General features: G+C 68.2%; 1 protein-coding gene. It reads left to right on the top strand.

Translation table 11 applies throughout. From position 1 onward, the window contains the following. Window positions 1-243: 243 nt before the first annotated feature. The coding region (locus tag R1101_RS0123725) for a helix-turn-helix transcriptional regulator (RefSeq protein WP_016935652.1) at window positions 244-1,268 on the top strand (1,025 nt) is incomplete at its 3' end.

Raw genomic sequence — 1,268 nt, forward strand, 5'->3', positions numbered from 1 at the left:
CTCGGAGTGCAGCGGCGGTGGAGTGCCGCAGGGCGCCTCGACCAGCATGACCTCGTAAGCGCCGCCGGTATGTTCACCGGACGACAGAACGGTGACGACGGCGTCCGGCACCGAAAGACGCCTACCCGTACCGGCCTGAGTGAGATGAGTGGACACACTGGCGACGCTAGGGCGCCGTCAGTGGCCGAACCATCCCCGAAACCGGGGATGGTTCGGCGGTTGGGGCCGGCGCATACTGGGCTCATGCTCGAAGTGCGGGCAGAGCGGGTCCGCCGTGAGATCCTGGAGTTCGCGGGCACCGGCGCGGGTGCCACCGAACTGCACGAACGTGCCATCGAACTGGTCGATCGCATCGTGCGCAGCGACCTGACGTGCTGGGCGCTGTTCGATCCCCTGACCCTGGCGTTCGGTTCGATGACCAGTGGACGCAACCGCATTCCTTCCGAATACGAGCCACTACTCGCCGAATCGGAATGCGGTGGACACGATCCCGCGACGTTCGCAGACATCGTCCGCAGTGGACGAACGGTGGTGCGGGCCTCGGATCTACCGTCGACCGAAGTCGCCCACAGTCTCCGGCACGCTGCGGTATGGCGCCCGCTCGGACTCGACTGCGAGGTGCGTGTCGTCTTCACGGCTGACGGATTAGGTTGGGGATCAGCCGGTTTCGTCCGATCGGGTCCGGACTTCACGGATCGGGAACTGGAGTTCCTGGCGATGATCGCGCCGGCGGTGGCGGTCGCGACACGGGCGGCCGCCGTCCACTCCCTGCAGGCACGCCCCGGAGCCGATCCCGGTCCGGCGGTGATCGTGACGGACCCTGTGGGCGAACCGGTCGCGTCGACCGTCGCGGCGCGGGCCTGGGAGGAACGGCTCGCCGGTCCTGTGCGACCGGCATTGCTGTTGCGGGCGGCAACGTTCGGGGCCCGGGCGAGTTCGACCGGGGTGTTCCGGGCGCGTGTCCGCAACGAGGGCGGAGGCTGGATCGTCGTCCGTGCGGCGCCGTTGAGCGCCGACGGCGACGAGTCCCGCACCGCGGTCACCATCGAGCCCGCCGCGGACAGTGACCTCACAGAGGTGCTGTTCGCCGCGTACGCGCTGACCGCTCGCGAGTGTGAGGTGTGCACCGACGTGCTGAACGGGCTGTCCACGGCCGAGATCGCTCGACACCGGGGCATCACGACGAACACGGTGCACGATCACTTCAAGTCCGTCTATGCGAAGACAGGATCGAGTAGCCGCGCGGAACTCGTCGCACGGTTGGCGGG

Origin of the sequence: Rhodococcus sp. R1101 (assembly GCF_000278445.1) — a bacterium.
In the GTDB taxonomy this organism is placed as follows: domain Bacteria; phylum Actinomycetota; class Actinomycetes; order Mycobacteriales; family Mycobacteriaceae; genus Rhodococcus; species Rhodococcus gordoniae.